Source organism: Clostridium sp. C8, assembly GCF_001010885.1.
Lineage (GTDB): Bacteria > Bacillota > Clostridia > Clostridiales > Clostridiaceae > Clostridium > Clostridium sartagoforme.
Genome location: NZ_LBMX01000104.1, coordinates 1 through 4200 on the forward strand (window position 1 = coordinate 1; position 4200 = coordinate 4200).

Annotated in this window: 3 protein-coding genes, 2 tRNA genes and 2 rRNA genes; 1 reads left to right on the top strand and 6 read right to left on the bottom strand. The window is 28.5% G+C overall.

From position 1 onward, the window contains the following. Positions 1–409 precede the first annotated feature (409 nt). Positions 410–1213, bottom strand: coding sequence for a pyruvate, water dikinase regulatory protein (locus AAT22_RS17145; protein WP_016209179.1), 804 nt, complete (start codon positions 1211–1213; stop codon positions 410–412). 175 nt (positions 1214–1388) lie between these two features. On the opposite strand from AAT22_RS17145, the gene AAT22_RS17150 reads away from it, so the two are divergent. Then, positions 1389–2138: a signal peptidase II gene (locus tag AAT22_RS17150; RefSeq protein WP_016209180.1), complete on the top strand. Its 750-nt coding sequence runs from the start codon at positions 1389–1391 to the stop codon at positions 2136–2138. A gap of 94 nt (positions 2139–2232) precedes the next feature. On the opposite strand, the gene AAT22_RS17155 is transcribed toward AAT22_RS17150, so the two are convergent. From AAT22_RS17155 to rrf (AAT22_RS17175), 5 genes are all read right to left on the bottom strand, one after another. After that, positions 2233–2308 (bottom strand) — tRNA-Lys (locus AAT22_RS17155). A 5-nt stretch (positions 2309–2313) separates the two neighbouring features. Next, positions 2314–2430, bottom strand: a 5S ribosomal RNA gene (gene rrf / locus AAT22_RS17160). 216 nt (positions 2431–2646) lie between these two features. Then, on the bottom strand, positions 2647–3600 hold the full coding sequence (locus AAT22_RS17165; protein WP_016209181.1) for an L-lactate dehydrogenase: 954 nt from the start codon (positions 3598–3600) through the stop codon (positions 2647–2649). A gap of 262 nt (positions 3601–3862) precedes the next feature. Beyond that, positions 3863–3938: transfer RNA gene (locus AAT22_RS17170), tRNA-Lys, on the bottom strand. Between the two features lie 6 nt (positions 3939–3944). After that, a 5S ribosomal RNA gene (rrf, locus tag AAT22_RS17175) occupies positions 3945–4061 on the bottom strand. Positions 4062–4200 lie beyond the last annotated feature (139 nt).

Genomic DNA, 4200 nt, shown 5'->3' on the forward strand with positions numbered 1-4200 from the left:
AAAAGTTTAATCTGTCTCAAATTACTTTGAGTCTTAGTTTTAAGACTTCTAAAAGAATTGCTGGTTTATTTTACTTAACTTATTTTCTGTTCAATTTTCAAAGACCATTTTCTTCATCGCCTTTAAGCGACTTTCTTATAATATCATCATAATTTTATTATGTCAATATATTTTTTGTTATCCTTTAAAATATTTGACTCGCTTTAGACGATGAATAAATGTTATCACTAAAAAAACTTATTGTCAATATATTTTCTTTTATTTTTTAATAAAATTATACTTTCACTATGAATTTATCCTCAATATGTTTGTTTTATGCCTTTTTTCGATTTTATATACTCAAAAATTATATTTAAAATTATATCTTAATTTTATTAATATACTCTAATTTAATAGTTAACCTTGTGTATTATCTATCATGCCCTAATGCCTTTATTATTATCAGTGCAGTATCCTCTATTGCTCTTTGAGTAACATCTATAGTCTTACAACCTAATTTTCTCATTATTCTATCTGCAAAATCAAATTCTTCTAATATTCTAGCATCACTTGCATATTCTATCCCTGTAGGCATTCTATGAAACTTATCTAATCTTCTTTTTCTTATTTCTATTAATTGTAAGGGGTTTATTACCAATCCAAATATTTTTTTCTTATCTACTTCAAAAAGTTCATTTGGTATTTCTACTTCCGGCATAAGTGGTATATTAATTGCTTTTATTCCTTTATTAGCTAAATACATACATAATGGTGTTTTAGACGTTCTTGATAATCCTATAAGTACAACATCCGCATTCTTTAATCCTCTATAGTCTTTGCTATCATCATATTGCATAGCAAACTCCATAGCTTCAATTCTTTTAAAGTAAACTTCATCTGTTTTTCTCATTGCACCTGGATTATTGTCTGGCATTCTATTCAATATTGATGAAGTCACATTTATTATTGGCCCCAATACATTTATTACAGATATATTTTTTTCTAAGCATTTTTGAGTCAAATATTCTCTTACATTAACAGTTATTATAGTTGATACTATTATACTTTTTTCGTTATTGGTAACTTCAGTTATCAATTCTTCAACATCTTCTAAACTATTTATGTAAGGAATTCTTTTTACTTCTACCTCTCCTTTAAATTGACTTGCCGCTGCCATAGCAACTTGCTCAGCTGTTTCCCCTATAGAATCTGAAACTGCAAAAATTTTTAACACTTAAAATTCCTCCTATGATTCGTATTATTATTTAGTATTAATATAAATAACCTAAATATTCAGTATTTTATTTTTTAATTATATCAGTATTTAAAATAATTTGTTATCCTTATATGAATTTTATATTTACATATGATAAAATCTTAATATCTTAAGTTTTCTGTAGGAGGATATCATGACAAATAAATTTAATAAAGATAAATGGATTACGATAGGAATACTTCCTTTAATGTGGCTATTGTACTTTGCATTTGAAATTATAACTGGTAGAGTAGATAATTTTTATACCCTAATTATGAACTTGTTGTTGACTATTTTATTTGCCATTACAGGTTGGATAATATATATAGTATCAATCAAATATCCTAATGGCTTTAACAATAAGATAATATTATTAATCTTTTCTGTACTTATGTTAATAGATCAAGGATTAAAGTTGATAATAAAATTATTCTTTTTTGAAAGATATTTTGAACTTATACCAAACTTCCTCTCCTTTGATCCTATAATTAATACTGAGGGGTCTTGGCTTAATGCTAGATTTGGTTTTGGAGTAGGATTTACTACATTAATCATATTTAATGCAGTTTCTGTGCTTTTATTTATAGAGATTTATAGATATTATTCATATCTCAAAAATAAAAGTTTCTGGGCAGATATGACATTTTTATTTGTTACATCTGGAGCATTATGTTCATTAATAGATAAAGTATTTTATGGTGGTAGCTTGGATTTTATAGGGATAAGTAATCTTTTCATAGCTGATGTAAAAGATATGTATATTAACTTAGGTATATTATTCTTTATAATGTTAATTTATCTTGGTGGATATTTTAAAGAAGAAGATTCTTCAACTTTAAAAGATGATTTAAACTCTATAAAGAAATTTTTAAAGTTTGTAAAAAAAGATATTCTAAGAAAATAAAAAAGAAAGAGGTGATTATCATCTCTTTCTTTTATTATATATAATGCTAAGCAAGTTCTTATTAAAAAATCACTTCATTAAATGAAGTGATTTTTGGTGGCTTACCCGGGAATCGAACCCGGTACACCTTGATTAAAAGTCAAGTGCTCTACCGATTGAGCTAGTAAACCTTATGACCTGGCAACGTTCTACTCTCCCACACAGTCTCCCATGCAGTACCATCGACGCTATAGAGCTTAACTTTCCTGTTCGGAATGGAGAGGAGTGTTTCCTCTACGCCATCATCACCAGATATTTTTCTCTCAACAAGAACTTATTATATAGACTTATTACCCATATGTCAACATAATTTTTGAAAATAATTTGTTTTTTTTATTTCTAATATAAATCAATTTAACTTTACTAATAAATTTGTAAGTTATATTGTAGCATTTAGTCATTTTTATATACATATATCTTAATATAAAATGCTATTAAAGAATTGTATATTTCTTTAATAGCATTACTATTATTTATTGTTCAATTTACTTATATATTCTCTTATTGTATCATTAGACTTTTTAAATTTTTTAAGTTCCTCTTCTGTCATTTCTATTTCTACTACTTCCTTTGCACCTTCACTATTAAGTACTACAGGTACTCCAGAGAATACTCCATATTCACCATATTCACCATCTAATAATGTGGATACTGGTATTATTTTATTTTCATCATTTAAAATAGCCTTTATTATTCCAACCGTGGCAGCAGCTATAGCATAATATGTTGTTCCCTTTCTGTTATAAACTTCCCATCCCGCTTGTGCAGTTTCCATAGCTAACTTATCTAAATCTATATCTCCAGCTCGATCTTTATTATCTTTTATAACTTTACTAAATGGTTTTCCCCCAACATAAACATGAGACCATGGAACCATTTGAGAATCACCATGTTCACCCATAGAATACGCTTGAACACTTCTTGGATCAACATTAAATAAATCTCCTATGAAATTTTTTAATCTTGCTGAATCAACAGATGTTCCTGTTCCTATAACATGACTCTTTGGTAGTCCAGATAGCTTATAAACATAATGCGCTATTATGTCAACAGGATTTGATACCACTATAAAGTGGCCCTTAAATCCACTTTGCATTATAGAATCAACTATTGACTTTGCTATTTTAGCTGATAGATCTAAAGTATCTAACCTTGTTTGCCCTGGTCTTGGGGGCGCTCCTGCAGTTATAACTATTATATCAACATCTTTACACTCTTCATAAGAACCTACTTTTATTTTTGTATTTCTATTTAGGTATTCTATACAATGTTTTAAGTCCATAACTTCCCCAAGTGCTTTTTCTTTATTTATATCTATCATAACAACTTCATCACAAACACCTTGAGTTATTAAACTAAATGCAGTGCTAGAACCAACTAAACCTGTTCCTACTATAGCTACTTTTCTATTTTTTGAAATCACTTATATCCCTCCATAACTAAATTTCCATTTTTAAATTATATATTACTTTTGTGCCATTAGAATTTTTTTAAATACTAGTATATTAAAGTTATTGTTGTTTTTTTATATAACATAAAATTTAACTCCCATTTATTAAAAATAAATTGAATAATTCTTATAAAACTTATCACATTTATAAATATTATAAGAAGAATCTACTATTATCCAATACTTGTTCATTATTATTTTTAAATAAAAAAATCCTAAACAAAAGTTTAGGATTTGGTGCGTTATCAGGGGATCGAACCCGGGACACCCTGATTAAGAGTCAGGTGCTCTACCAACTGAGCTAATAACGCATAATAACCTGGCAACGTTCTACTCTCCCACACAGTCTCCCATGCAGTACCATCGACGCTGTAGAGCTTAACTTTCCTGTTCGGAATGGAAAGGAGTGTTTCCTCTACGCCATCATCACCAGATGCTGTGAGATCCTAAATCTCTGATTTAGATATCGAACGCACTCAACGCAATTGAGTTTCCTTATCAAGATCTTCGATTTGGTTCCCGGAACTTATGCAAATTACGCTAGTAATTTGGATTCCTTATTCAGAGTGTTCT